This is a genomic window from Myxococcaceae bacterium, from assembly GCA_016000045.1.
In the GTDB taxonomy this organism is placed as follows: domain Bacteria; phylum Myxococcota; class UBA727; order UBA727; family JABDBI01; genus AER2-1.
Window position 1 is genome coordinate 48,823 of the sequence record JAECQY010000010.1, and the last position, 26,363, is coordinate 75,185.

Consider the following 26,363-nt stretch of genomic DNA (forward strand, 5'->3'; position numbering starts at 1 on the left):
TCCGGGTGAGCTCTGCAACATTCATGGTGTTGAAGACGCGAATGCATCGAATTGTTCTTGATGAAAAGAACCTCGTGGTTGAAGCGTTATCTTTTTTCCAGTCTTTGATTCAAGCACCAGCAAATTATCTTGCTCATGCCCTTGAATGTAATCGATCACTTCTGGGTGCGCATGGATGTGAAGAAAGGGCTCTGAGGCGTTCCAGGAACGTTCGCTGATTTCTCGGAATACTTCGTAGCAAACTGTTTGCTTCGACTTGAGGCTCCCTTTTCCATGGCAATAGGAACAGGGTTCTCGCAGATAATTTTCGAGACTTTCGCGTTTTCTCTCACGGGTCATTTCGACCAGGCCGAGTTCGCTGATTTTGACGACGTTGCATCGCGCTCTATCTTTCTTAAGGAGCTCTTCGAACACGTGAACCACTTTGTCGCGATCTGCCTGACTTTCCATGTCGATAAAATCGATGATGATCATTCCCCCGATGTTCCGTAATCGAAGTTGAAAGGCGACCTCACGAACCGCTTCTAAGTTTGTTTTTAGAATCGTTTCATCAAAATTTTTCCGCCCCACAAAACGACCGGTGTTCACATCAATGACCGTCAGAGCTTCTGCTTGGTCGATGACCAAGTAGCCGCCTGAACGAAGCCATACACGACGGCTCATCGCTCGCGTGATTTCGTTTTCGATTCCATAGTGCGAGAAGAGCGGAATCGAGCTTTTATAGTGCTCAATCTTATGGACTAGTTTGGGATCTACGAGCCCAACGAATTGCTGGATGTGTTGGGTGACTTCTTCGCTATCAATAATGATTTTTTCCAGATGCTCGTTGGTCATGTCCCGAGCACATTTTGCCACTAAGCCGAGTTCGGGTTGCACGAGCGAGGGAGCGGGCAGAAGTTTGGCGCGGTGCTGGATATCGTTCCAAAGAGATACGAGAAAACGGCAGTTTTCTTCCAGCACTTCGATGGGAACATGTTGAGCAATGGTGCGCGCAATGAATCCAGTGCCAGGTGGAGAGCAGCTTTGAAGAATTGATCGGAGTCGCTCTCGCTCCGCTTCATCGACAATTTTTCGACTAATCCCAATGTGGGGCGAAGTTGGGACAAAAACGACGTAGTGTCCGGGCAGGGAAGGATTGCAGTTGACTCGAGGTCCTTTGGTGCTAATGGCATCTTTGACCACTTGGACCAATAAAGTTTGGCCCGGCTTGATCAACTCCTGAATGGGCACCAGTGCGGCAGCCGCTGAGCTTTCAGATTCGGAGGTCCCATCGAAAGGTTCGCGGGGCAGAATGTCCCCTGCAAAGAGGAAAGCCGATTTATCCTGGCCGATATCGACAAAAGCAGCCTGCATTCCCGGCAACACACGTTGAATGCGGCCGTGATAGATATTTCCAACCAGGCCACGATCGACTTTGCGTTCGTACAACAGCTCGACTAGTTGTCCATTTTCGAGCAGGGCGACTCGTGTCTCAAAAGAAGTTGTATTGACGAGAAGCTGATGGGTCAATTGAGACCTCGGAGGGTTCTCGGCCGTGCTAAAGCAGTGCCTACGTAAGTATGTTTGATTCGGCCAACGTTATGGATCCTACGCTCTGCCAAGATTTTAGAAGCTTGAAGGGTTGTGATTCGCTTTTCCTCGGCAGTCTTCAAGACCTGCAAGACAACGTCGTAAATTCTACTGGTTTGCTGCATGGCTTGACGACGTTCATAACGAACGAGCTCGTTGGCAACGTTAATAAGCCCGCCTGCATTCACAATGAAGTCAGGAATGTACAGAATATTTCGCTTGTGGAGCTCCGCACTGTGTTTCTCTTCGTCTTGTAAAACGTTGTTTGCGCTCCCGCAAATGATTGGACACTGAAAGCGATTCAGGGTTTCGTCATTGACAACGCCTCCCAAAGCGCAAGGTATAAAAATGGAAGCCGGAACGTCAAGGATTTCTTCGGCCGCAACAAACTCGATATCCGAAAATTTGGATTGAGCTCGTTGAAGGTTCGCAGGGTTGACATCGCTTGCAACCACCTTCGCACCCGCAGCAACTAGGTGGTGCAACAGGTGGTAACCGACTTGGCCGACACCTTGGAGCGCTACCGTTTGACCCTTGATTGAGTCCGAATCCGTCTGATATTTGAGGGCTGCTTTGATGCCTTGAAAGACTCCGTAAGCGGTGACGGGGCTTGGATCGCCAGAACCTCCGCGGGTACGGCTGATTCCAGTGACATAATCGGTTTCCAGCCAGATCCAATCCATATCTTGAACCGTTGTTCCAACGTCTTCAGCTGTGATGTAGCGTCCGCCAAGGGATTGCACAAAGCGGCCGAATACTCGGAACAGTTGTTCCGTTTTGAGAGTCTTTGGATCACCGATAATGACGGCTTTTCCTCCGCCCAGGTTGAGGCCTGCAGCGGCGGATTTATAAGTCATTCCGCGTGAAAGTCTTAAAGCGTCTCTGAGAGCATCTTCTTCGCTTGAGTAAGGCCATATTCGACAACCGCCCAATGCGGGGCCTAGAGTGGTATTGTGAATGGCTATGATTGCTTTGAGGCCGCTTTCGCGGTCGTTGCAAAAGACGACTTGTTCATGATCTCGTTTGTCAAGTTCTCCAAAAACATTCATCGATCAGCACCTCACTTTCAAAAACTTGGCAAGCCGGATCGGTGAAACATAGAGCTTTCCATTGGCTAAGTGAATCGTTATTTTTCTCTGGGGCCTTGGTATTTGAAAAACGCCGTTTTTGTCCTATGCTGAGCGGCATTAGGAGAAGGAATGAGGCTTGGCAAATGGACATCGGTTTTGTTTTTGGTTTTAAGTGTCAATTGTGCCCACATGAAAAGCGAGTCTTTGGAGGCTTCTGCTCCTTCGACCCTTCTGTGGGTCAAGAAGAAATTATTTGCAGGCGTATTCTACGATGATGATCGCTATGGGATGATGAGCCCCATCCCTCTGGATGAAACGTCTTACGTTCACTCGATTTCAGGCGATCGGATTGTTCCTCCAGCTTCCGATGAAACAATCCCCTTCGGAACACGCGTGGTTCTCAAAAAAATAGAATGGCCAACACAGCGAAATCAGGTTCAAAGACCCTTGTTGACTCCCCGGCAATATTTGTGGCTTTATTTTGCGGTTGCGGCCGATCGCGGACATGTCCGAATCCATCGAGAGCGGTCTTATATCATGGTGGTTCCGATTGAAATCCGAACCACTTCTCAGCTAGACGACTGGCTTCTTCAATACTTTTCGAAGCAGGATAATAATCTTGAATTCTTGCTAAAGCTGTCGAAATAGGCATTGAGAGTGCGCTGTTTCCTTCGTTATGGAGAATCGCCAAGTTGTTGAACAGTACGGCTCTTATGTCCGTTCGATTGCGCGGCAGATTAAAAAAAATGTATCTTTTCGAGTTGAGCTCGATGATTTGATTCAATACGGAATGGCGGGTCTTTTAGAGGCTGCTGAGCGGTTTGACCAAAAGCAAGGCGTGAGCTTTACGACTTTTAGCTACTATCGAATTAAAGGCGCGATGTACGATGGCTTAAGAGGGATGGGCTGGGTCAATCGAACCGAGTATCAAAAAATTCGATTTGAAGAGCAGGCAACGGCTTTGCTTGAGCAAAACTCGATTTCCAAGACAGACAACCTAGAAGATTTGGCGAATCAAGTGAATAATCTGGTAACCATTTTTGTCACTTCGCTGGAAGGCCTGGAGAGACAGGAATTTGAAGATCATCGACAACCGAAGCAAGACGATCGATTGCTCGACCTTGAGTTGCGCGCTAATTTACAGAAGGCTTTGAAGAAATTGCCTCGAGCCGATCTGGAGCTCATTCAAATGTACTATTTCCAGAATCTGAGCTTGGAAGAAGTTGGGAAAAAAATAGGAGTATCCAAATCTTGGACCTGCCGCAAGCACGCTCAGGTGATTGAGAGACTGAGTGCATTGATGAAGGCACAAAGTGCCTGAGCACGTGGCACAAAGTGCTGGAAGCTTGATTCGCGCTCTTAGGGTTCAATCTGTTTAAGCGACAACCGCATTATTTTAGAAATAAAAACTTATTTGAAATTTGTTTTTTATGTATTTAAGCTATAATTGAAGAGAGGTGTTCTCTATGCCGATTTCCCCAGTGATTCCTGGTGTTCAACAAACGACTGAATTGGTAAAAAATTTGTCCAAATCATCGTATCCAGAGGTAGGGACTCAAACATTTTCGTCCGTATTGAAAAAGCAAGGGGAATTAAAAGTCCTCTCTCAGCCGAATGGGAGCTTGGCTCTTCCTGCTTCTAAGCTTCAGAAAACGCCTTCTGCCTTAAAATCGTTGTTTGACCATTGGTCTAAGGACCAGAGTTCGATGTCCAAAATCATGAAAGTGGCGATGAGTGGACAAAATTTCACGCCTTCTCAACTTCTTTTGTTGCAGCATGCTACGTACCAAGTGACCTTTGAGCTACAGACTATGAGCAAACTGGTGGAGCAGGCGAGTTCTGCGATAAAAACGACCCTGCAAACACAGGTCTAGTCAGAAACGATAGGGTTTGACACAGTCGATGGATGATTCTTTTATTTTGCTTTTGCGTGTTGCTGCTCACGCGAGTGTTTGCTGACACAAAGATTGAACGCGTGAAAATATGTCCTATTTTAGCGAACTCTTAGAACGCATCTCCGATCCAAACTGGCGCCGGCGTTTGCACACATTTGAAAGGGTATTTCAAAGGCTTCTGCCTCTGGGAGGGATGTCCAGTGGGAACCAAATTCGGGTATTTACGGAAACCACAGAGATCGAAGAAGAGATTCTGCACTCCATTCGGCAAGCTCAAAATCGGATTTGGATGGAGACATACATCTTTGAACCCGATGCGGTGGGTCTGCAAGTTCGTGATGCGTTGTGCGCAGCAGCGCAACGAGGTTGCGAGGTTATTTTGCTGTACGATCACTTTGGCTCGAGCGGGCTTAGCACCGGGTTTCTAGAGCCGCTGATTCAGTCTGGGGCCAGAGCTATCGACTTTAATCCGATTTGGCCCTGGAGACGAAAGGGTCCTTTGCTGTTTCGAGATCACCGAAAAATTGTGATTATAGACGATCGAATTGGATTTTGTGGCAGTTACAACATTGCTCAATCCCGATTTCGAGACACGGTTGTTCGAATCCAGGGGCCGGCTGTGGCTGATCTAAAAGGTATTTTTTTAGACTCTCTTTTCGAGACAACCGGTGAATCGAATCGAGTCTGCTTTCCACTTCACAATTTTGAGCAGGGCGTTGTGGTCCAGGTTCTCGGTTCAAATCAACGTCGCAAATTGGTTTCTATCCAAAAGTCGATGGAGTTGATCTTAAAAAAAGCCAAGGATTATTGTTTTTTTACCACGCCGTATTTTCTACCTTACGACTCTTTGCGTCGAGCCATGATTGAAGCAGCACAGCGCGGTGTAGATGTGCGAATTTTAACGGCAGGTCTATCCGATGTGCCTTTAATGCGATTTGCAAGCCATCATGTCTATGCTCAATTTCTGAAAGCTGGCATTCGAATTTACGAATATTTTGGTTCCACATTGCATGCTAAAACCGCTGCGATCGATGGAGTGTATGCTTCCATCGGATCTTATAACTTGGACCACTGGTCTGCGCGGCGCAATTTAGAGGTGAATGTGAGCATGGTGGATCCCAACTTAACAGAGCAGTTGGAATCCCAGTTTCAAGTAGATGTCAAAGCCTCTCGAGAAATACGTCTGCCTGAATGGGAAAGCCGCTCAAGTTTGCAAAGGTTTTTGAATTTTTTAGCGTATCAGTTGATGAGACTTTGAGCAGGATGGTCGGTTTGTGCCTATCGCTACGGAGCGAAATAGCCTTGACAGTAAATATCTGTTTTGATAATTATCAATAATGAGACTAATGCAGCTTTAAAGAATACCTGCTTGGAGAAAAATGATGGCTAATAGAAGCAAAGATTGGAATGAAAGTCTTGCAAAAGAACTGCGAGATTTGGATTTTGCCGCAGAGTTCATTATGGCTTCCATCGAAGAAGGTGCCACGATTCAAGAAGCTTTGACAAAAGTCATCCGTCTTTATGGCGTCATTGAATTCGCCAAACTGGCAAATATGGCGAGTCCCAATGTGATTCGTTCGATCAATCCGCGGTATAATCCTACTCAACAGACCTTAAACCGTCTTTTACAGCCGTTTGGCCTGATCATCGGTGTGAGACCTGCTAGTATAGCGCTAGCGGCAGCGTAAAGTAGAGCCTGAACTCACATGAGATTGGGTATGCGAGCTCGTTTTCGGCGCAGGTAAATGCTTGATTTAATGGTCGGAGCGACAGGATTTGAACCTGCGACCCCTAGACCCCCAGTCTAGTGCGCTACCAAGCTGCGCTACGCTCCGAAATGGATCGAGATGGTGTCCCCGACGGGATTCGAACCCGTGTTACTGCCGTGAAAGGGCAATGTCCTAGGCCTCTAGACGACGGGGACTTAAGACCGGGGAAGAGTACCTAGATGAAACGATTTAGCAAGTGGGTTGATTCAAATTCTTTTTAGTTCTTTTTCCAACTTGATCGAAAATAAGGGATCTTGGCTCACTATTTCCGATACAGCGCTTTGGACTCGCTTCATGTCTTTTGCGTTCAAGCCAAATTCATTTTTTTTCGCAATCACCAAATCGACGAACTGCTTACTCGCTTCTTCTGCAGATATCTTGCCCGATTTAAGTTCCTGCGAGAGTTTCTGAAGATCTTCTTTGAGTGCCTGAAGCATGGGGGCTTTTTGAGATTTCAAGACATTCTGGAACGTACTCGAGCTCGGGTTGTTGGAGGAAGAGCGAGAAATGTTTTGGAATGCAGTCCGTGAATGGGGTCCAATACGCATGATTTGTTCCTCGATAAGCCAAAAAACCTATGGGCCATCAAAAACATGCAAATCGTTTGCACGCAAGAGCTCATGGGCCAATTTTGCAGCGAAACCCTTTGGATCGAGTTCAATCGCTTTTTTTAAAGCCTCAACGCCTTCTTGAATTCGTTTTGCAAAAAGCAAAGCTTCTCCGAGATGAGCCTGGGCCGTAGCGCTCTGGGGCACTCTTTGAAGGGCTCGAAGTAGTTCCTGAATGGCTGAATCCGGCTTTCCTTCCGATAGGTAAAAGTTTCCGAGCGCGACACAGGGGACATCGCTGTGTGGAAATAAGGCTGCGACTCCCGTAAATATCTCGCGTGCCTCACGCTTTTTTCCGAGCTGCATGAAAAAGTAGCCCGCTTCTAAGAGCGCGACCGCTTCCCATCGCGGCATGTCCAGTAGGCCGTGAATGGTTTGCTTTTGGCGATCTGTTGCTGATTGCATATTCCCCCGCGTTGTTTAATGAATGTTTTGGATAATAGACATGGCGGTCTGATGCTGAATATTTAAGATCGAAGAGATTAGGTTGATCATCATGCTTTGGTTCTGCATGGTTTGCTGCATCTGAAGTAAACTCAGTTGTTGTTGGTATCCAGAGCTTGCGCTACTGGTACTCCCAGCCGCTGTGCTGGCCGATAAGTTTCCGATCCCCAAAACACCCGAGCCCCCTCCGAGTTCGGACCCACCGCCTCCCATCGCTCCCGCAAAGCCGTTCCCTCCTCCTAAAAGCCCATTTAATCCGGAAGAAGAGGCCCCAAAAGGGCCGGAACTTGTCACGCTGCTCAAGCCACTGGCCACCGCAGAAAGTACCGCGCCTCCGGTTCCCGGGAAGATCCCAGAAAGGCCGCCCGCAACCGATGACAAAGCGTTGGCTCCTTCATCGAGAGCCTGAGCAAATTTTTGACCACGGCTCAAATTGCTACTGGTTTTCACCGAGCCTTGAGAGGTTGTATCTAATTTCAAAGAACCAATGATTGGGTCACTCATTCTGCTTACCATTCATACAGTTTATCTTGTTATTTTATTTTTCGTTCATTATTTTATTTTTTATTTCTAATATTTTATCAAAAAGCTCGAAAAATCGTTGATAAGCCAGTGCCGCTTGGCTCGCCGAAGCCTTCTCCTTGGCCGACTGCGCGCTTTTGCTTAACTTGAGAAGAGTTCGTTGGTGTTCCCTCATCTCTGAAAAGTCTGGATTCACTTGCTCGATCAAGGATTCTAGTGTGGGGTATCCGATCGATTCAGCCTTTTTTTGCGTTTCACTCATGAAAACTTTCCTTGCCTTAGACGGTCAGGCGCTTAGAATAAGGGCATGATCTTTCGATCGATTACACTTCAGGAAGCCAACGTCTTCCTGCCAATCCTAAAAGAGCACTTTTCCAGAATACAGACTCTTGTCGCGGAAGGCCAGCTGATCCATTCAAAAATTGCGGTTCAGGGCGAACAAGTCGACACATCGGGACAGTCCTACCCTCCAGAGGAGGCCAAATCTCTGAAATCAGGCCTCGAAAGCATCGAAGATCACATTCGCAGCGAAATCCTCGAGATGCAACAATATGGGGCGATTGTGAAAAGCGTTTTTCCGGCCCGGCTGGATTTTTTATCGGAACGCCATAAACAACTCATCTATCTGTGCTGGCAATCCGGAGATGAAAATGTTTGTTATTGGCACCCTGTGGAAGAAGGTTTTGGGACGCGTCGTTACATCGAAATGCCAAACGAATTTGGCTCTGAAGTGATCCATTGATGCGAATCGCTTTGGTTCATGGATTCACGGGACATCCCGCTGATTTGATGCCTTTGCATCAAGCTTTTGAGGCGGCGGGGTACCCTTGCGAGAGCCTCGTTCTTCCTGGCCATGCGACTCACCTCCAAGACCTGATCAAATATAGGGCTGAAGATTGGATTTTGGCCGTTCAAAAAATCGATTGCGATGTTCTGGTAGGCCTTTCCATGGGGGGCCTTCTTTCGGTCATTGCAGCGAATCGCAAGCGTTATCAGAAGCTTATTTTGCTTTCTCCCGCGTTTTTTTTGCAAATTCTGCCCGGTTTGGCAGCCAAAATCGCGTGGATGGGCCTGAAAGCCATGGCTTGCAATCTGCCTAAAACCTTGGGCAGCGATATCCAGGATCCCATTGCCCGAGTCCACTCTCAAGCGTACCAGGCCATTCCTTTGAAAGCACTTGCTGAGTTCGAACGCGTTCGGCGGATGGCGCTTCAAGCTCTTGTCGGCGTCAATTGCCCTCAAGTTGCTTTTTTCGGGGCGCACGATCGAACGGTGAACGTTTCAAAGACAGCTCCTCTTTTTCAGCATTCGGTTGTTCTGCCGAATTCCGCTCATTTACTGCCCCTTGATTACGACCAAAAGGAATTGATTCATCAGTGTCTGCAGATCCTCGAAAAATAGCCGCCCAAGTTCTCGAACAAATCTTCAAGAATCGGGCCTACTCCAAGCATGCTTTATCGGCCGCACTGGATGCCAGTCGTTTGGACTCACGCGACAAAGGCTTCTGTACAGAATTGGTTTATGGAGCGCTGCGTTGGGCACCGGTCCTTGAAAAGAGTTTGCTTCGTGCGATGGATCGACCCAACCCGAAGCTGGCTCTGGATCTGAAGTGTCATTTGCTGGTTGCTGCTTACCAAATCCAGCACCTTGCGGATACGATTCCTGCCTATGCTGCGGTTTCATCCGCTGTGCAGCTCATTAAACGCAAACGGCCTGGACTAGGCGGTTTTGCCAATGCCATTCTACGTCGCCTCGGTTCTTCTCCGCATGGGACGCTCGGTGCAGACTCCAGTCTGGAGGCGATCGAAGAAGGTACAGGGTGTCCGAGGTTTTTGTTGGAAACATTGCCGGTATCGAAGCGTGTGGAAGCGGCTATCGCGATGAACGATCGCCCTCAAACCTGGTACTGGACACCCGAAGGAAACGGGAACCACGCTTTCGTTCCAACGGCCACGACGGTAGCGCAAACTTGGGTCCAAGATCCAGCGAGTCAAATAGCGGCTCTGCTCGTGGGGGCTCAATGCGGCGAATGGGTCGTCGATGCTTGCGCGGCGCCGGGATCCAAATCCCGTCTTTTGAAACACGCGGTTGGTGAGTCTGGGCGGGTGCTCGCCATTGATCAAAATATCAAGCGCCTTGAGCGGGTCGATGCCAATATTGAAAGACTCGCTGGCGATTTTCGCGTGCTCGAGCCTCAGATTGCGGATGCTGTTTTGCTTGATGCGCCTTGCTCAGGCTATGGGACTCTTCGAAGGCATCCGGAAATCAAACTCTGGAGAGGCTTCGAGTCTGTTCAAGAATTGGCGGTGCTTCAAGCGGAGCTTTTGGAACGAGCGGCGCTTTGGGTCAAGCCGGGCGGTGTATTGGTCTACTCCGTGTGCTCGCCTCTTCCTGAAGAAGGCCAAGAACCGATTACTCGATTTCTTTCCAAGCACTCCGATTTTAAATTAAGCGACCCGAGAGAAACATTGCCTTGGCTCCCGGAGCATGCGGTTGTGCAGCAAACCGTTCGGCTCTGGCCTCACAAGGACCAGACGGATGCTTTTTTTGCCGCTCGCTTGATTCGTTCTTAAAGCGATTCACGAGGGCGTTTTCTGGAATCGGTTCCCAGTAAAAGGACCTGAGCGTTTGGTTGGACGTCGTTTGTTTTTTCCGACTTGGTCTGTAAAAGCAAGCTGCTGAAATCAAATGCTTAGAGCGTGATCGAGTAGGCGTGCAAGCCAGCTTTCCATGCTTTGATAGCCGGTGGAATTCTTCCAGGCATCGATCGCTTGAAGTGCGAGTTGTTTTTGCTTCAAGAGCTCTTGATGGCAAGCTGCTTGGGGGAATATTTCACCCTGACTGGCTAATATGCGCGGGTAAGAAGCTTCCAAGTTTTGAGCATCTTCTTGAAGGTCGGATAAATCATCTGCTAATTGGAACATCTGGCCGAGGTGCTCGCCGCAGGTTTTAAAGGCTTCATAGGCATCTAAGCGTTTAAAACCAACGCAAAGCGCGGTGCCGCAAAAGGCAAAGAGCGATCCCGTCTTTCCCAGGCACATATTGCGCCACTGAGAAATCGTGAGATTCTCTTGACCGCGCATGAACAGTTCTTCGATGGCCGATCGAGTCATCTCGGCGACGACTGTGATGGCTTCTTGAGTCACTTCGGGTGCATAGACTCTGAGTTCTTTAAACGCTAAGGCTAAGAGATGATTTCCAGATAAAATCGCTACCGAATTGCTCCATTGATGATTGACCGTTGAACGTCCCCGGCGCGAATCCGCGTTGTCAATGACGTCATCGTGTAACAGACTTGCTGAGTGTATCCATTCGCTGGCCAACGCGATTTCCATGACTTCGTTTAAATCAAGCGAAAGCATTTGGGCAAAATAAGATACCAAAAGAGGGCGAACGCGCTTGGCGCCAGCCGCCAAACAAAGATGAGAGCCCGTTTGGCTCAAAAGTGAGTTGGATTGAAAAGCAGCCAAAAGCCTTTGGTCTACGCAATCTAAGAAGTCCTGCATGAAGCAGTTATGTTAGCATTCCCATGTGACCGACTCAACAGAGATTTCCGAAGCTTCAGGGCAATCGCAAAGTCGGATGTTTTAGGATGAATCTTCGATCTCCTGTTGGGAGAGACTGACCAGCGCTCACTAGTATCCCTTGCCATTTCTCCACGTTTGCGGAAATGGCTGATGCAGCCAGCCGTATTAAAAAAGCGAATGAGGACAGTATCTCATGTGTTTAATTTATTTGATCAAAACAGCGCGATGACAGAACCCCCGCCGCCCGCTCCGGTGAGTTTCGCTCCTAAGGCGCCTTCTTGCTTGGCACTTTCGCAGAGCCGGTCCAACTCGGGTGTTGAGACTCCTAGGTCTTGGAGAAGAAAATGATTCTTTGTCATCAAGGCTCCGACTGCAGATCGGTCGTTGGATTCGATGGCATCTCGCATCTGAAAAGTGATGCAGGCGATATTTTCGAAGAGGGTTTGGATGTGTCGAGGGTTTTTTTCGAAATTTCTTCGAACCGCAGTGATCAAGGCTCGCGTACCCGCTTGAGTCGCTGTGGTTGAAATGCGAAAGTGAAGGGGATTCAGGCAGCGGATATTCTCAAAGCGACCTTGATGAAACCAAATCAGGCTTTGAGCCGCAATGGTAGTGTGATCCACCCCAGAGGGATTGCCATGAAAAATCTTTTCCAGTTCAAGGGCATATTGAACAGTATCCGATTGCGAAAGAACTTCATGATTGTGTTCGAAAATCGCTCGGACGAGCGCCACGGAAAGTGCTGCTGAACTTCCTAAACCCGATCCGGGTGGAATGTCACTTTGTACTTGGAAGCAAAGATGGCTGATTTCAGGTCCAAAAAGCTCAACCAATTTCGGAGCAATTTGCTTGAAGAGTTCAGAGTTCAGAGTTCTGAGCTTGACATTCGGTGGTTCAAAATAAAGACCTGGTTCACCCCTTGGAATGACTTTCACAAAAACGCTTCGGTCGATGCATTGAGCGATGGCAGGATAGCCGTAGACGACTCCGTGCTCACCCGAGAGGATAATTTTTCCGCATGCCTTGGCCATTAAGCATTCTTTCGACTTTGTAAAACCATCTTAGACATGACTGAGATCCACGCTGTGTACCTGGCTCTCTCCAAGACCTGCGGAAGTGATCTGCACAAAGCGAGCTTGTTTAACCAAATCAGGTAAAGTGGCTGCTCCCAAATAACCCATGCCCGAACGAAGCCCGCCGAGCAGCTGGAATAAGACGCTTTCCAAATGGCCTTGGTAAGGCGTTTTGGCTTCAACGCCTTCGGGGACCAGCTTTTGGGTGTCGCGGACGTCGTTTTGCCCGTAACGGTCTTTGCTTCCTTTTTGCATGGCAGCTGCAGAGCCCATGCCTCGATAATATTTGAATCTTTGGCCGTTCAATTCCATCACTTGGCCCGGAGATTCTTCACAGCCCGCAATCAATGAGCCGAGCATCACGGCCTGAGCTCCAGCTGCGAGTGCTTTGGTGATGTCACCGGAATGTCGGATTCCACCATCGGCAATTACGCCGACTCCATGTTGTTTGGCTGCTTGGGAGACTTCGAGCACAGCGGTCAATTGAGGCACTCCTACGCCAGCGACCAGGCGAGTGGTGCAGATAGAGCCGGGTCCAATGCCGACTTTTAGGATGTCTGCTCCTGCGTCTATTAAAGCTTTTGCAGCTTCTTGAGTCGCAATATTGCCCGCGATAATAACAACCTCTTCCCCGAACCAGCCTTTGAGCGCGGTGATTCCGTTTAAGACGCCTTTCGAGTGTCCGTGAGCCGTATCCAGGACTAAAATTTTTGCACCCGCATCCACTAACGCTTTCGCTCGAGCTTCCAGTTCGGGGTTGGGTCCTACGGCAGCAGCGCATCTTTGACCCGATTGAACCACGCACTTGACTTCTTCCACTTGGGCTTCACGGCTCATGTTTTTGTGAATCACGCCAAGTCCGCCTAAACGTGACATTTCCATGGCCATAGAACTTTCGGTGACCGTATCCATCGCGGCAGATAAAATCGGACTTTTTAAGAGCAGCTTCTTCCCTAGAGTGGTTTGGATATCTACTTGAGAAGGGAGAATCTCAGAATAAGCCGGTACGAGCAACACATCATTAAAAGTGAGCGCCAAAGGGAACATAGCTTCTGTAGCTATCACAGATGATGGAGGATTTCGAGTCCGCAATAGGCTTTCATACAGAGTCAAAAAAGATTTTAAACGGCCCTTCTTGATCGATCAAATCCATCCCTTGCGAGACAAGACGGCTAATCTGAGCTTTGTCACGTTTTAAATAGGCTGCAATTTCGCGAATTGGGTGAGCGAATTTCAAAGAAGCAACGGTTGCGAATAATCGTCTTGCCAGTACTCGATCTTGTCTGCGAGAGCTTGTGTGAATCAGTTTCGTTTCGATGCCAAGAAACAGAGCGACTCGTTGGTCTAAAAACTTTAAATTGGCTTTTTTAGGGTGTTTGATCGGTTGCGCTGTTGGGTTCAGCTGACTTGGGATGCTGAGTACGTCATCTGCTTCGAGAGAGGCTGATTCGACATATCGATCAAAGGCTCGACGCGAACTTGTTTCGCTGCCTGCGAAGAGAGAAAGAATGGGTTGGGTGCTCAAAAAACTCATGTTCGCCTCTCTGGGATTCAGGTAGGCCGAATGGCTGCTCCAAGCATAGTTTTCTGCTCGGCGCACAAAACCCTGACGCACAGGCCAGAGATGCGTGTTGCGAACGGCTTCCAGAACACTGGAAGAGTGCAATAGACGGGATTCGAATCGATTCTGAAACAAGGGTCCGAAGCGTTTTTGATGTTGATTCATTCGAAGAGCGTGTCGAGTGTGAAGCCGTTGGATGGCGCGCGAGAGGGATAATTGGCCTGGAATCATCAAAAGCCTGATCTGTGTCGGATGAAGACAATAGGCCAATACCTCAACGGCCCGAGACCGCGCGAGCTCTTCCAGGGTATCCAAATACGAGTAGTAGTCTTGATCCAAGTAGAATAGATCGGCTACACCGCTTGGTCGAGCAAACACCCAATGCGGTTCGCCAATCCTGGTTAAGCGAGCCGTCCGTGACACACTTTTTGGTGAACGCTTAGGCTCTCATTGGCATTCATTGTCTTTTTTGTCGTCTGAGTTGCAACAACCCAAACGCGGGCTACAACATTGGCAACGCTTGCCGCACAGCATCAAGACACCGATCAGCCCCAAACACAGAGGCCATGCGATGTTGGATGCGCACTCAGGAATGATTCCGGCGTTACCAAGACCGATTGAAGCTGCCAGCCCGATCACCAGTAGGGCGGTGAGGGAATGACGGGGATACCGACACGATTTTTTTTCCATGAATTTACTCCTTTCGCACCCAGTATAACCGATTTAGAGAATAACGGCTAATGCCTGCCACAATATAAATTCCGAGAAGCCCAACGACTCCCAAGCTAATCGGATAATGCAAGCGAAACCACCAGGTTCCCGTCAACAGAATCAGAAGGGTGAGTGCGGTTTGTCGATTGAACTTCGATTTCTTAAAAGTCCAATACTCAACCGTGCTGATCATGAGAATTCCCATCAGGAGGATCAAATACAAGATCCATTCTGGGTGCTTCACAGGGGAACCTGCAAAAAGTTTCAAGTGAGCGACCAAAGAGGCCACCAAAACGGCAGCCGCTAAAGGGATCGGAAGGCCCATGAAAAATTCGCCGGCTTCTCCTTTTTCTCGAGCAGATATCACATTAAAACGGGCTAAACGGATGGCTCCGCAGGCGGCGTAGAAAAAAGCTCCCAAAAATCCCATCGGTCCTAGGGGCCAAAGAGCCCATTTGTAGACCAACAAAGCAGGTGCAACACCAAAACTGATCACGTCTGCCAAAGAATCGAGCTGCACTCCGAACTCGCTTTGCGTCTTGGTGATCCGCGCAACTCGGCCATCGCACGTGTCAAAAAAACCTGCAAAAAATACGGCGATACCGGCTTCGTAAAGACTTTCAGCGCTGTTGCCGGTCAAGCTGTGCAAAATGGCGTACATGCCACAAAAGATCGACGAAACGGTAAAAGCGTTCGGCAGAATGAAAAGCGCATTGCGCAGTTGAAAGCGCTGTTTAAATTGTTTCATGGTCGAGTCAGCCCGCAGGATTCGTACTGCTCAGCCTGCAAGGCATCGCACGTGCAAGAGCCGCTGTCCAAAATGGCTTGGCATCTTTCCCTATCTTCTGCTTTCGAAAACGCTTTGTGTTGGCTTCTCAAATCAAGATTTTTTTTGCAATTATTTCGCGCAGATTCATTTTTTTCACAATCGCAAATTTGTTTTGCGAGCTTTTTGCAGGGGCTACAGGCTGCGATGGAAAGAGCAAGCATCACGCAGAAAAATTTCATAGGTTTTCGCAGCATACAGAAATTGCTTGAGGGTGCAAAGTGGGTTATACCTACGAGTTATGAACCAACGGCTCGTTCAATTCCGAAAGCTTCTTGAGCAAAATCAGCTTTTGGCAGGACTGGTTCGTTCCACGGATGCTTACCTCAATGAGTATGTCTCCGCCGAGAAAAGCCGAAGAGCCTATGTGACCGGCTTTACCGGTTCAGCCGGCGATGCTTTGGTTTCCGCCGATCGGGCCATTTTATTCGTGGATGGCCGATACGAAATCCAGGCAGCCCAAGAGGCCATTGACTTTGAGGTGCGCGTGATTCCTTTGGGAAGCTCGATTGAAAGCGCCTGGCAAAAAGAGTTACGATCTTGGGGAGAAGGTCGAGTAGGGCTCGAAACAGATCGGATGTCCGTGACTCTTTTTGATCAGCTCAAAGGGATTGATTGGATCGAACTACCCGATTTTGGACCGAGTGTTGGCGGAGATTCGGAAGGTGAGCGCTGGAGCATTCCAGAGAGCATCTTTGGTGAATCGACGTTGCAAAAGCTGAAAAGAGCCGAGTCTTTTTTTCAAGATAACCCAATTGATGCGTTTTTGATCGGCCCATTGGATGAAATTGCGTGGCTTAGCAATCAGCGAGCTTTCGAATTTCCGTATCAAGCCGTTTTCTCCGCAAGAGCCTTGGCTTACCCGGACCGCTTGGATTGGGTTTCTAAGCCGATGTTTTTTCGCCAAGGCACACGCATTGGGCTGGATCCCGATCTTACACCCGAATCCGTTCGACGAGAGTTAGAACAAGCGGGTGCCAGAGTGGTGTTTCTAAAAAGCCCTTTTCAAGCGATGAAATCCGTGAAGAATCCTGCCGAGCTCAATCACATACGCAGCGCGATTGCTCGGGCTGATCGAGTGGTTGACGAAACACAACGCTGGATTTCGGAGCAAATGGAGCATGGCGCGGCTCTTAGCGAGAACGACGTGGATCAACACGTGCGGGAGCGATACAAAAAGTCTGGGGCCACGGGTCTTTCGTTTAAGCCCATTTGTGCCGCTGCAAAAAACGCAGCCCAGGTTCACTATGGTGTTCCGAGTCAGAACGAAAAATTGAATGCAGGAGATCTCTTTTTGCTCGATACCGGAGCGTATTACGAAGGGGGATACGCGACCGATTTGACTCGAACCTTCTTGCTCGGAGGGCGGTCGCAACTGGCAACGGAACTGCAGAAAAAAATCTTCACAACGGTTTTAAAAGCAGCCATTGCGGGCATGACCGCACGCTTTCCGATCGGGACGACCGGTGCTCAACTGGATGCATTGGTGCGAGATCCAATCTGGCGAGAAGGTTATACCTATCCCCATGGGACTGGACATGGGATCGGTGTGAATGTCCATGAAGCTCCTCCTCGCATTTCCCCAGCGAGTTCGTTTCCGATGGAAGAAAACCAGGTATTTTCTATCGAACCCGGAGTGTATATCGAGGGTTTCGGAGGCGTTCGCATTGAAAACCTTTGCACGGTGATTCGTGATTCAGAGCGATCAGGCTTTTTGAAAGTGATTCCGTTATCATTTTGCCCCTTGGATGATCGCTTGATTGACACAGGCTTATTAACCTCTTCTGAGATGACCTTCCTAACACATTATCAAAGCAAATTTCCGGTGCTACTATGATCGAACTTGAAACCATTGAAGCCTTAGTCTCGTTAATGATCACGGCCACGATTGTTGGCATCGTAGCTGCGCGTATGAAGGTGCCGTATACGGTATCGCTGGTCTTGGTCGGTTTAGGAATCAATGCGCTTCATGTGGTTCCCAACCTGAAGTTAACACCGGGCCTCTTATTAACCGTATTTTTACCGGCGCTTCTCTTCGAAGCCGCGATTCATTTTCCAGCTCATGAATTGAAGCAGTATTCTCCTACCATCGCGACTTTGGCGCTGCCCGGTATTTTGATTTCTGCCATTATCACGGCTTGGGTGCTTTCGGTTGGTTTTTCGACCTTGGGTTTTTCGCAGTCGGTCGGTTTTTTGTATTTTCTGCTTTTTGGTACCATCATTGCGGCAACCGATCCCGTATCGGTGATCAGCTTGTTGCGCCAGCTCGGAGTTGATCGAAAACTCTCCCTTTTGATTGAAGGCGAAAGCGTATTCAACGACGGGACGGCCATTGTTTTTTATCACGCCGTTCTGATTGCTTTGAATGTGGGTCATTTCGATTGGTCTGATAGCTTGTTTCAGCTGATTAGCTATTCGTTGGGCGGGATTTTTATTGGATCGATCTTGGGGCTGTTTGCGGGCTTTATCATTCCCATTGCTGAAGATCATCTGATTTCCATCGCGATTACGACGGTGACGGCTTACGGCTCTTACTTGCTTGCAGAGAGAGTTCACACATCGGGTATTTTAGCAACGGTGATGGCTGGGCTCTTTGTCGGGAACTTAGGCTCCCATAAGACTTTCAACGCCAATACTCGCGTCGCGGTTACCAGCTTCTGGGAATACGTCTCTTTCTTCATCACCAGCATCGTATTTTTGCTCATGGGTTTGGAAGTGAGTGTGCCGCTCTTGTTTAACAATGCAGGCGTGATTGCCGTTGCTTATATCGCCGTACTCGCGTCCCGTGCGGTATCCGTGTACATGGCTTTGCCCATTTTAAAAAGAATGGGGCAGCCGCTTGCGGTTAAAGAAGCGACGATTATTTGGTGGTCGGGTCTGCGAGGCGCTCTGTCGATGGTTCTGGTGCTTTCTTTGCCGGAAACCATCGCTTTTAAAGATACGCTGATCGCGATGACTTTTGGGGTCGTCGTTCTATCCGTTGTTTTTCAAGGCTCGACCATTCCATTGCTTTTGCGCTGGCTTAAATTGATGCCTGTTCGTACCGAGGCTGTCTCGTTTTTGAATACTCGCTTGGCGCGTTTAAAAGCCATTAAATCTCAACTTGAAACGGTGTCGAGACTGAGTTCGCAGGACTTACCAGCAGCCAAGGCTTTGATTGCTCGCTTACAAGCGGAACGCGTTGAAATTTTGAAAGATCTCGAAGAACGCCAGGAAGAAGCGAGCTTTCAAGAAGCGGCTGGGTTGCGGCTTGAAGCAATTAAGAAAGGTTTGAAGCAAATCGCCAAAATGTCTTACCGAGATTCCTTGGAGTCGAATCTTCTGACCGAGAAAGAAGCTGAAGAGCTCACGTTGCGCTTAGAATGAACGGCCTTCGAAGATAAAATCTTGGATGAACAAATCAGCGTCCAAGCACTCCAGAAGCTTGCTTTCGCATAGAGCTCGAGCGATGTTTGGGTTTGTCAGAGTGAAATCGGGATCGGTACGAGATCGCCGGATGATCTCTTTCATCAAAGTTTTCAAGGAGTTTTGAGGATTGTAGAACTGAATCCATTGTTCCAAGATCAGTGCGATGCGAGCTCCTTGGCGATATGGGAATGTCTGAAATTGATTCGACGTGTTGAAAAGATACTTGAGTTTAGCCAGGGGCATATTGGGCTCTAAAGGGTCTGGTTTGAAGTCGTTTTTCGAGATCTGGTGAGCGAAATATTCGGTCAATCCTTCAACAAACCAACGATTGTCAATGGCGTCTTGCCTGTCGAGATAGACGGGCTCATTGATTTGTAGCCCGTTCCATTGATGAAAATACTCGTGCGTTACCAAGGCATCAAATCGAGAGTCTAGTGCGCGATCCCGAATGATTCGGATTTGAAAGGCATTCAAATGGGCCGACCCTCCCTCTTGCTCCGAAGTTTCGGATTCAATCGCATGCATGACGGCAAGATGGTAGGGTTTCAGGGGTTCGTCCCACCACTCAGCAACTCGTCGCATGTTTTGATCAATGGCGGAAGAAAAATTCTGATCCGACTGAGTGAAGGAACCCTGCAAGGCGAGGACTCCAAAAGGAGCTCGGTGAATTCGCAGATTTCTTCCCCCCACAAAGAGCGATGCCGAGAGACTTTTGCAGCTTGAGACAATGTCTTGTGAAGATTCGCCTGCACCGTACGAGTTGGCAATCTGCCAATCTTCCGGCACGTTCCAAATGATCCGAATCGACTGAGTTTGGGTTCGGTTCACGCCGAAGCAGTTCAAGAAAGCGTCACCGGGGATTTGAAACCCGTCTGCATCGATTGAGGTGGTTCGAACCAAATCGCTTAAGCTAGATTTGGGTTGGACCCGATAACGATAAGGGAAACTCTTATTGCCTGGAAGAATTTCGTAAACAGTCGACTCGTTTGGATTGATCCGGAAGTAGGTCTTAAGCGATCGCGGTGAAGGGTGGATCTCAACGATAAAAGAGTTTGAATCCGGAGTTAGGCGGTAAACCGTTTGTTTTTGAGTTTCTGGTATGCAAGAGTTTAAAAACAAAAGTATAAAAAATAACAAAAACACAGATTTTAATTTATGAGTAGATAAAAAATGTCAAGCTCGTTGTTTGCCCGGCACGAATGCACCGGGCCGATGGTTTAAAGCTTGGAGCCGTTGTTCTTTAAGTAAGAAGCGACACCCGCTGCGCTTGGTTTCATGGCCTCGAGTCCTTTTTTCCAGCCAGCAGGGCAGACCTCTCCGAATTGCTCGGTGTGCTGAAGGGCATCGATTGTGCGCAGAGTTTCATCGACATTGCGGCCTAAGGGCAGGTCATTCAGGGTGGCGTGGCGAACAACCCCGGATTGATCGATGAGGAAAGTTCCTCTCAAAGCCACGGCGTCTTCGATTAAAACGCCATAGTCGCGAGAGATTTCTTTGGTGATGTCGGAGATAAGAGGGAAATGGATGTTTCCAATTCCGCCTTGTTCAAGGGCCGTTTGACGCCAGGCAAAATGGCTGAATTTCGAGTCAACCGAAACCCCTAAGATTTGTGTATTGCGTTCTTCAAATTCTTTGACTCGATGAGAAAAAGAGAGAATCTCGGAAGGACAGACGAATGTAAAATCCAGTGGGTAGAAAAATAGGCAAACGTATTTCTTGTCTTTGAAATCAGACAAAGCGATTTTTCCAAACTCTCCATTGGCCAAGACGGCTTCCGCGTTAAAGTCAGGGGCAGATTTTTGAATTAAGCTATACATGACAAATCTCCTTGTGTTGCAGCAGCGTTAACATGGATTTAGGTGAATTCCCATGGTCTGTCCGGGTTCAACAAAAGTAAGTCATTCCCTTGGCTCCGGAGGCAGTTCAGATGCCATTCTTCCACGTTCGCGGGAATGGCTGTTGAACCCGAACACCAGGTTGATGGAAGCCGCAAGTGAGCAGAGGCTTGGCAGGAGCGCGTCTACAGATCTTTCCAAACGTGGTCGACGATGTTTTTGGCTTTGGGAGCAAAGGCTAGACCAAGCGCTACAGCAGACTTACCGGAGAGCAGGTATTTTTGAGCGTACTGTTTTTGTTCGATCTGCTGGAGGGCTTCCTGGGCCGATTGACCCATCTTGAACTCCACGATGTAGGTGTGTGTTGGCGTTTGAAAAACCGCACCGATGCGGCCTATATTGGTTTTCTCTTCCGTCATGATGTCCGCGCCCATAAACTTGACCAACATGTAAAACACGGTTTGGTAGTAGCGTTCGAGCGGAATGTGCAGATCGTAGGGAATGTCGGCGAAGAATGATTTGAGGCATGAACAAAAACAGTCAAGATCGTTGGCTCTGAGAGCGTCTTTCAAATCTTCGGCCAGTGTTTGCCACGGAGCAAAGGATAGACTCCCTGTAAGGATAGGAGCCAATATTTTGATCATGGTTTCAGAAACTTCTTTGTTCGGGTAAGCCAAATGAAAGTTCTTGGTTCTTGGGTCGTAGTCTTGAATCGTTAAATAGCCAGTCTGAAAGAGCAAGGTGGGCAACTGAATTCGATCGAGGTCAAAAGTGCCTAAGTCTTCCTCGGATACAATGAGATTTTCCAAATCCAAGATAGGATAGTCTTTCTCTTGGATGAGCTTGATGAGAAAACTGGGAGTTCCGGTCTGTGACCAATGATTTTCAAAACGGCCAGAGAGTAAACATCGAATGACGGAGCAAGGATTATAAACCCGAGTAGGAAGGTGAGGCGAGAAACGGTATCCGTTGTACCAATCTTGCATGGATTGCATAAAATCGGCTTTTGAAAGAGTGTTTTGATGGATAGCTTGCTGGATGTGATCGGAGAAAAAGTGCTGCAGCTCTTCGAAAGTGAGGCCCAATAAAGTGGCTGCTCGGTCGCTGAGAGTCAAATCTGCGAGATTATTGAGTCCGGAAAAAATAGAAGTTTTGTTGAACTTGGTGACGCCGGTCAGAAAAACAAAGCGTAGATGAGAATCCAAAGCCTTGATCACTCCGTAAAAGGACTTGAGAATTGTTCGCATGGCTTCTGCAGCAGGTGGGTGGTCGATGTGAGCGAGGATGGGGGCGTCGTATTCGTCGATCAAAAGAACGACAGAGTTTTGCTTAGAGAGGGCTTCTACCAAGCCTGCAAGGCATTCTGCAGAGCTCAAATTGTCCTGTAAATGCACTCCAACTTCGACGGCTTTTTTCTGCAGGTTTCGAACCAAACGCCTTTCAAACTCTTCCGGGGAGCCTATGCCCATTTCGACCAGGCTGATGCGCAAGACGGGGTGTTTGGGCCAAGTATAGTCGCTCTGGCTGATCCATAGACCTTCGAACAGTTCTCGATGGCCTAGGAAAATTTGCTCGAAGGTCGAAATCAACAAGGTCTTTCCAAAACGCCTGGGCCTTGAGAGAAAGAAGTTTTCTCCTGAGCCGGTGAGGAGATGATAAAGCTGCCTGGTCTTGTCAACATAAACGCAGTTGCTTTGAATGAGCTTTGGAAAATCAGCCGTATTATCAGGAAGGCGCTTCACATAGCGGGTTTAGCTGGAGCGGGCGAAGATGTAAAGTGTGTGTCCGGGTTCAAGATACTTGAGACTGGAAAGGACTTTGATTTTGTGTTGTGTACCCAGATCTAAGGTTCTTGCTACTATTCTTGGATTGCTCCATGGCTTCGTTTCTTGCATGGATTGGGTTTCTTAAAGATCTTCTTCGTACCGTTTGTCGAGCGATTGGCTGATCGCACGAGAGGCGAACCATACAAGCAACGAAGTCAATAGTGGGAGCAGCAAAGCAAAATAGGTGAAACTTTGACAGATGAATACAGAGACAATCGATCCGGCAGCGAAAGAGACGAAAATTAAAATTCGCGAAAAATAAGCTCTCTGGCTCAGAACCCGTTCTTTCAGGTTTAGCTTTCCAAATAAGAGTCGAGCAGACTCCGAACCGATATCGGTACTCAAACCGGTCAAATGTGTCGTTCGAATGTGGCCCTTAGTCATGATTGTAAAACAGGCGTTCTGAAACCCGCAGAGGAAGGAGAGTGAGTAAAGCAGAAAAAAGTCTCGCGTGTGAACGAGATGTTCTCCAAAGAGTCCAAAAAATCCATTTTCACCCAATAAAGCGAAGAAAAGCAGCATAACTGGCAAAGCTAAAATAATCAGATCAAATCGAGGTTTTTCGCCGCGCTCGATGCGTGCAATGGTGAGAAGTCCCGCGATAAAAGCGCCTAATATAAAAACCATCGGAAATCCCAAAAGCTCCAAAGCAAATAGAGGGTGAGAGTGGGCCAAGGAAATCCCGATTTGACTCCCGAATCCGGTTATATGCGACACGTAACGGCCGCAGGAAAGAAACCCGAAGGCGTTTATAAAGCCGGCTTGAAATGCCAGCAGCCCCCATAGAAACACGTAAGGCTTTCGAGTGTATTCCTCTCGACTCAGTCGATGCATGGTTTTCCTTCGATCAGACGCTGCTGGGCTTGTGCGGGAACGGGTTTCATCCTGGGATGACTATATCTCTTGAACCAAATTTTGGCTACGTTACAAGCCACAATCCTAAGGCAATCGCAAAGTCGGATGTTTCAGGATGGATCTTCTCTTTCCCAATAGGAAAGCGCGTCTAATTTCTTGAACCCGGGCAGTTGCTTGACAATTTGACTCAAGAGCTTAGCATGACTCTACCGGTGCAACGGTCCAATCCGCTTGCTCAAATACCTTCGATTGAGTTAAGGCGGTTAATCCCATGAATGTTTCCGATCTGTGCTGAGGGTGTCTATGTCGAATGGATTTAATAAGAGAAGTTTAAGCCCTATCAACCTGTTGTTTATTTCGTTTACGGCTATTTTTGGATCCGGATGGTTGTTTGCACCGCTCTACGCTGCTCAAATCGCTGGACCGGGTTCTTTGTTGGCTTGGCTCTTAGGAGCTGTGATGGCTGCGGTGATTGGTGTCACCATCGCCGAGGTGATCTCTCGATTTCCGAAGGTCGGTGGATTGAATCGGGTGGCCTATTTGAGTCACGGAGAATGTTTGGCGTTTATCTTAACGGTTCTGAATTTGTTGGTTTTTATTATTTTACCGGCCTTGGAAGTTCGAGCCGTCTTACAGTATTTGTCTTCTCAGATACCAGGGCTTATCGGGCAGGGGGGAAATCTATCAGCGTCCGGTTACCTTCTCTCAATTCTTCTGTTGGCGCTGGCCAGTGTGGCGAATCTTTTTGGAACCCGCACGATGGCCTGGTTTACATCCGTTTCTGTGTTTTTTAAAATGCTAACACCCTGCTTGGTTTGTGCGAGTTTTATCTGGGCGGTACGGGAGACCAGTTTCACGCAAAGAGTCTCCTGGGTGGCGATGTTTGACACTCCTTGGGAATCGATTTTTCAGGCGATTGCAGTCAGTGGTATTATATTTTCCTACAACGGATTCAGCCAAGCGACCGTGTTTGGAGGGGAAGCTCAAAACCCCAAACGAGCGATCCCATTTGCTATTTTGGGTTCTCTTTTGATTTCTGCGGCCCTTTATATCTTGATTCAATACGCTTTTTTGGTGGCACTTCCCAGCACAACTCTTGCAAACGGCTGGAAACAACTTTCGTTCCCAGGAGCGGAGGGGCCTTTTTCCGGAGTCGCTGCTTTGCTTGGGCTGCATTGGCTGCTTGGCATGATTTACACAGATGCTGTCGTCTCACCCATGGGTACTGCGTTTGCGTATTCGAGTTCTGCGCCGCGGCTATTATACGCTTTATCCGAAAACCTGAACGCATGGGTATGGCTCAGAAGGCTAAACACTCGGGGAGTTCCGGTGGCTTCCATTGTGTTTAGTTTCGGGTTTCAGGCGCTGGCTTTTTGGATGCTTCCAAGCTTAAAAGCCATGATTGCTATTTTGGTAGCGGCTTTTATTTTATGCTATACGGTCGCTCCAGCCATTTTACTACGGATTCGTGCACAGCTGGGTGAACAGCCAGCGGTATTTAGAGTTCCGTTCTACCGTTTGACCTGTTTTCTCTCGATCTCTTTCTCAAATTTGATGGTGTTTGCCTGTGGTTGGGAAGCACTTCGAAATTTGGGATTGACTTGCGTCGCTTTGATCGGGATTTATTGGGGGGTGCGCAGGAAATCGGGTAAGAGCCTTTCGGAACAGATGATTGGCAGTGAGTGGTTTCTCTTTCAAGCATTCTGCATTGTATGGCTGAGCTTTCTGAAAGAAAAACAGTGCCTCTCTTTCTCGACGAGTGCGAGTTTGATTTTGGGCGTGAGTGCGGTTGCGCTGATCCTATCGCAGCTTCGAGCTCCTCCCATGGTAACGGGTGGCGAAGAATCGCTTGCTTAGGGGGAGGGCTCTAATTTGATTTTGTCTACAGATCGGTTCAAGCATTGACGATTTTTAGTGGAAAGTCTAGGAACAGAGAAAGTCGTTTTTTGAATGGCCTCGTCAATGAGAGGAGAGTGTTTATTTGTATGAATCAAATCTTCGTTTCTATTTTCTTTGTTTTTGCTTTATCCCCCAACTTGTTCGCTTGGAATCTGCTGGGATATCGCCCAGCTTGGTTGCAAGATGCTTACTCGGAAGTGGCTCGAATGGGTCGGCAAATTCGAGACAGCGTTCGAGAGGTAAAGCCCCTTTCGCTCGGTTCGGCTTGGGTGCCGCTCACTCGCATCGGTGACGACTACATCGCGCAAATGATCCAGCGGGACCAGCGCATGAAAGAGCTCCGACAAAAGATGCACAGGCTGCGTCAAATAGACAAAGCTTCGGAGGCTTCGGCCGCAGAAGAAGAGCTCTTGCGATTGATCGAGCTGGGGGCTTTGCCTGAGAAGCGTTCGAAGACAGGAGCTTTGAAGATTGGGCTGGAACTTCGAGATGCAACACCCGGCGAGTTGTCTTTGCCTGCCTCTCAAGCCAAGGATTCGGTACCGGGGCTACGGTTGGTTCCCGCCGGTGGCCCACCGCCTCAACCAGAGCCTTTGCCGACAGGCGTGCGTAACGACTTACCCAATCCTTGGATTCCTTGGGGAATCAGCGAACGCGTCTTTAAGAACAAAACGCTTGTTTCAAACGCTACCTACGCCAAGGCGGAAGTACTTCCTACCGATCCGGAGTGGCGTTTTATTTGGCGTTGCTTTTATCACGACAAGCCGACCAGATGGGGCCTTTCGCGAGTGTATTGTATTCATAATCGAGACCAAACCGGCGCTTTTGAAATGAACCTGGCTCGCCTTGAAACAGATGCCAGCGCGTTTAGGTCAACTTGGGACACGGAGCCTCGGGCAGATCAGCGCGTGGTTGCGATCAATCGTTGGAATCAAGCTGTAGCGCCTTTTTCGCCTTTTCAAACC

At 48.4% G+C, this 26,363-nt stretch carries 28 protein-coding genes and 2 tRNA genes; 12 read left to right on the plus strand and 18 right to left on the minus strand.

The features are described 5' to 3' along the window. Nucleotides 1-21 precede the first annotated feature (21 nt). Both I8H75_06065 and I8H75_06070 read right to left on the minus strand, forming a co-directional pair. Nucleotides 22-1,509 (minus strand): Rne/Rng family ribonuclease, encoded by a 1,488-nt coding sequence (locus tag I8H75_06065; protein MBH2006881.1) that lies wholly within the window; start codon nucleotides 1,507-1,509, stop codon nucleotides 22-24. Then, complete coding sequence (locus I8H75_06070) at nucleotides 1,506-2,618, minus strand: Glu/Leu/Phe/Val dehydrogenase (protein MBH2006882.1); 1,113 nt, start codon at nucleotides 2,616-2,618, stop codon at nucleotides 1,506-1,508. Before I8H75_06070 ends, I8H75_06065 begins: the two co-directional genes overlap by 4 nt. Before the next feature lie 150 nt (nucleotides 2,619-2,768). Here I8H75_06070 and I8H75_06075 point away from each other — a divergent pair, with 150 nt between their 5' ends. From I8H75_06075 to I8H75_06095, 5 genes are all read left to right on the plus strand, one after another. Beyond that, nucleotides 2,769-3,287 carry a hypothetical protein gene (locus I8H75_06075; GenBank protein ID MBH2006883.1) on the plus strand — a complete coding sequence of 173 codons (519 nt, stop codon included), beginning with the start codon at nucleotides 2,769-2,771 and terminating at the stop codon, nucleotides 3,285-3,287. 28 nt (nucleotides 3,288-3,315) lie between these two features. After that, a complete protein-coding gene (locus tag I8H75_06080; GenBank protein MBH2006884.1) occupies nucleotides 3,316-3,960 on the plus strand; it encodes a sigma-70 family RNA polymerase sigma factor in 645 nt (214 codons plus the stop codon). A 145-nt stretch (nucleotides 3,961-4,105) separates the two neighbouring features. Next, the gene (locus I8H75_06085) at nucleotides 4,106-4,513 is read left to right on the plus strand and encodes a hypothetical protein (GenBank protein ID MBH2006885.1); all 408 of its coding nucleotides are present in this window, start codon (nucleotides 4,106-4,108) and stop codon (nucleotides 4,511-4,513) included. 109 nt (nucleotides 4,514-4,622) lie between these two features. Next, the gene (locus tag I8H75_06090; protein MBH2006886.1) at nucleotides 4,623-5,792 is read left to right on the plus strand and encodes a hypothetical protein; all 1,170 of its coding nucleotides are present in this window, start codon (nucleotides 4,623-4,625) and stop codon (nucleotides 5,790-5,792) included. Between the two features lie 121 nt (nucleotides 5,793-5,913). Then, complete coding sequence (locus tag I8H75_06095; protein MBH2006887.1) at nucleotides 5,914-6,222, plus strand: hypothetical protein; 309 nt, start codon at nucleotides 5,914-5,916, stop codon at nucleotides 6,220-6,222. 70 nt (nucleotides 6,223-6,292) lie between these two features. Here the strand turns inward: I8H75_06095 and I8H75_06100 are convergent. The 6 genes from I8H75_06100 to I8H75_06125 all read right to left on the minus strand — a co-directional run bounded on the left by I8H75_06100 (nucleotide 6,293) and on the right by I8H75_06125 (nucleotide 8,139). Beyond that, a tRNA-Pro gene (locus tag I8H75_06100) sits at nucleotides 6,293-6,369 on the minus strand. 13 nt (nucleotides 6,370-6,382) lie between these two features. Further along, a tRNA-Glu gene (locus tag I8H75_06105) sits at nucleotides 6,383-6,458 on the minus strand. Between the two features lie 51 nt (nucleotides 6,459-6,509). Continuing rightward, nucleotides 6,510-6,761 (minus strand): hypothetical protein, encoded by a 252-nt coding sequence (locus tag I8H75_06110; protein MBH2006888.1) that lies wholly within the window; start codon nucleotides 6,759-6,761, stop codon nucleotides 6,510-6,512. 117 nt (nucleotides 6,762-6,878) lie between these two features. Beyond that, entirely contained in the window at nucleotides 6,879-7,316 is a 438-nt protein-coding gene (locus I8H75_06115; GenBank protein MBH2006889.1) for a tetratricopeptide repeat protein, read from the minus strand. Nucleotides 7,317-7,331: 15 nt separating this feature from the next. Beyond that, complete coding sequence (locus I8H75_06120) at nucleotides 7,332-7,859, minus strand: hypothetical protein (protein MBH2006890.1); 528 nt, start codon at nucleotides 7,857-7,859, stop codon at nucleotides 7,332-7,334. 34 nt (nucleotides 7,860-7,893) lie between these two features. Then, entirely contained in the window at nucleotides 7,894-8,139 is a 246-nt protein-coding gene (locus I8H75_06125; protein MBH2006891.1) for a hypothetical protein, read from the minus strand. 45 nt (nucleotides 8,140-8,184) lie between these two features. Between I8H75_06125 and I8H75_06130 the strand changes: the two genes are divergently transcribed. The 3 genes from I8H75_06130 to I8H75_06140 are packed head-to-tail and all read left to right on the plus strand — an operon-like array spanning nucleotide 8,185 to nucleotide 10,450. Then, a complete protein-coding gene (locus I8H75_06130) occupies nucleotides 8,185-8,619 on the plus strand; it encodes a DUF2203 domain-containing protein (protein ID MBH2006892.1) in 435 nt (144 codons plus the stop codon). After that, nucleotides 8,619-9,278: an alpha/beta fold hydrolase gene (locus I8H75_06135; GenBank protein MBH2006893.1), complete on the plus strand. Its 660-nt coding sequence runs from the start codon at nucleotides 8,619-8,621 to the stop codon at nucleotides 9,276-9,278. The genes I8H75_06130 and I8H75_06135 overlap by 1 nt, the downstream gene beginning before the upstream one ends. Then, on the plus strand, nucleotides 9,254-10,450 hold the full coding sequence (locus I8H75_06140; protein ID MBH2006894.1) for a hypothetical protein: 1,197 nt from the start codon (nucleotides 9,254-9,256) through the stop codon (nucleotides 10,448-10,450). Before I8H75_06135 ends, I8H75_06140 begins: the two co-directional genes overlap by 25 nt. Nucleotides 10,451-10,561: 111 nt before the next feature. On the opposite strand, the gene I8H75_06145 is transcribed toward I8H75_06140, so the two are convergent. The 6 genes from I8H75_06145 to pssA form a co-directional block, all read right to left on the minus strand. Continuing rightward, nucleotides 10,562-11,383: a polyprenyl synthetase family protein gene (locus I8H75_06145; GenBank protein MBH2006895.1), complete on the minus strand. Its 822-nt coding sequence runs from the start codon at nucleotides 11,381-11,383 to the stop codon at nucleotides 10,562-10,564. Nucleotides 11,384-11,616: 233 nt separating this feature from the next. Then, nucleotides 11,617-12,435 (minus strand): mevalonate kinase, encoded by an 819-nt coding sequence (gene mvk, locus I8H75_06150; protein ID MBH2006896.1) that lies wholly within the window; start codon nucleotides 12,433-12,435, stop codon nucleotides 11,617-11,619. Nucleotides 12,436-12,465: 30 nt separating this feature from the next. Beyond that, a complete protein-coding gene (locus tag I8H75_06155) occupies nucleotides 12,466-13,524 on the minus strand; it encodes an IMP dehydrogenase (protein ID MBH2006897.1) in 1,059 nt (352 codons plus the stop codon). Nucleotides 13,525-13,576: 52 nt separating this feature from the next. Next, on the minus strand, nucleotides 13,577-14,461 hold the full coding sequence (locus I8H75_06160) for a transposase (protein MBH2006898.1): 885 nt from the start codon (nucleotides 14,459-14,461) through the stop codon (nucleotides 13,577-13,579). Nucleotides 14,462-14,485: 24 nt separating this feature from the next. Next, the gene (locus tag I8H75_06165) at nucleotides 14,486-14,728 is read right to left on the minus strand and encodes a hypothetical protein (GenBank protein MBH2006899.1); all 243 of its coding nucleotides are present in this window, start codon (nucleotides 14,726-14,728) and stop codon (nucleotides 14,486-14,488) included. A 4-nt stretch (nucleotides 14,729-14,732) separates the two neighbouring features. Further along, nucleotides 14,733-15,497: a CDP-diacylglycerol--serine O-phosphatidyltransferase gene (gene pssA, locus I8H75_06170; protein ID MBH2006900.1), complete on the minus strand. Its 765-nt coding sequence runs from the start codon at nucleotides 15,495-15,497 to the stop codon at nucleotides 14,733-14,735. Nucleotides 15,498-15,816: 319 nt separating this feature from the next. On the opposite strand from pssA, the gene I8H75_06175 reads away from it, so the two are divergent. Then, nucleotides 15,817-17,412, plus strand: coding sequence for a M24 family metallopeptidase (locus I8H75_06175; protein ID MBH2006901.1), 1,596 nt, complete (start codon nucleotides 15,817-15,819; stop codon nucleotides 17,410-17,412). Further along, nucleotides 17,409-18,941 carry a cation:proton antiporter gene (locus tag I8H75_06180; protein ID MBH2006902.1) on the plus strand — a complete coding sequence of 511 codons (1,533 nt, stop codon included), beginning with the start codon at nucleotides 17,409-17,411 and terminating at the stop codon, nucleotides 18,939-18,941. The genes I8H75_06175 and I8H75_06180 overlap by 4 nt, the downstream gene beginning before the upstream one ends. Here the strand turns inward: I8H75_06180 and I8H75_06185 are convergent. The 4 genes from I8H75_06185 to I8H75_06200 form a co-directional block, all read right to left on the minus strand. Continuing rightward, on the minus strand, nucleotides 18,933-20,126 hold the full coding sequence (locus I8H75_06185; protein ID MBH2006903.1) for a hypothetical protein: 1,194 nt from the start codon (nucleotides 20,124-20,126) through the stop codon (nucleotides 18,933-18,935). The genes I8H75_06180 and I8H75_06185 overlap by 9 nt on opposite strands. Nucleotides 20,127-20,200: 74 nt before the next feature. After that, entirely contained in the window at nucleotides 20,201-20,800 is a 600-nt protein-coding gene (locus I8H75_06190; GenBank protein ID MBH2006904.1) for a peroxiredoxin, read from the minus strand. A 203-nt stretch (nucleotides 20,801-21,003) separates the two neighbouring features. After that, entirely contained in the window at nucleotides 21,004-22,560 is a 1,557-nt protein-coding gene (locus I8H75_06195) for an ATP-binding protein (protein ID MBH2006905.1), read from the minus strand. Between the two features lie 165 nt (nucleotides 22,561-22,725). After that, nucleotides 22,726-23,478, minus strand: a complete 753-nt coding sequence (locus I8H75_06200) for a DUF1275 domain-containing protein (protein ID MBH2006906.1) — start codon at nucleotides 23,476-23,478, stop codon at nucleotides 22,726-22,728. Between the two features lie 309 nt (nucleotides 23,479-23,787). Between I8H75_06200 and I8H75_06205 the strand changes: the two genes are divergently transcribed. Continuing rightward, a complete protein-coding gene (locus I8H75_06205; protein MBH2006907.1) occupies nucleotides 23,788-25,356 on the plus strand; it encodes an APC family permease in 1,569 nt (522 codons plus the stop codon). A 128-nt stretch (nucleotides 25,357-25,484) separates the two neighbouring features. Continuing rightward, nucleotides 25,485-26,363 (plus strand): hypothetical protein (locus tag I8H75_06210; GenBank protein MBH2006908.1); only part of this gene is annotated, 879 nt, incomplete at its 3' end.